Source organism: uncultured Bacteroides sp. (assembly GCF_910578895.1).
Taxonomy (GTDB): Bacteria; Bacteroidota; Bacteroidia; order Bacteroidales; family Bacteroidaceae; genus Bacteroides.
Genome location: NZ_CAJTSC010000092.1, coordinates 1 through 457, shown reverse-complemented (window position 1 = coordinate 457; position 457 = coordinate 1). Strand labels below are relative to the sequence as shown.

Annotated in this window: 1 protein-coding gene; it reads right to left on the bottom strand. The window is 43.3% G+C overall.

The genetic code is table 11. From position 1 onward, the window contains the following. Positions 1-245, bottom strand: a 245-nt coding sequence (locus QZ327_RS13960; RefSeq protein WP_294620290.1) for a hypothetical protein, incomplete at its 3' end; no start/stop codon positions are given. Positions 246-457: the final 212 nt, after the last annotated feature.

The following is a 457-nucleotide window of genomic DNA, read 5'->3' as shown; positions in this document are numbered from 1 at the left end:
CAATTATATAGATATATTTTGATACAAATATTTTTGACCGCCATTTTCGGTGCATTTGCCGATGTCTGAAAGAATTTGTAACTTTGAGCTGCAAGCAGACATGATGCTTGTTTTATCCAACTCGCCCCGGCTGTCGTTTGTACTGTCGGGGTGCTTTTTCTCCGGCCGACTTCATTCTCGATGATGATGCAGACAATGTTTAGCAAGTTGTACTTTTGCCCGGACAAAAGTTGCTTCAGTGCCATTGCCCGACTTCGGAGGGCATATTATAAACCTATTGTCATGTGACAATAGCAAGGTATGTTTTGAGCAACGCAAAACCTTATTTGCAGCACAATTCCAAAGTCATGTGCAATCAAGCAATCAAGACGGCAACAAAGTGATTTTTCTGCATTACAGCATCCGAGGTGTACCCCCTACCCCCCCTTTGAAGTCGCAGATTTGAGTATGTCACCCC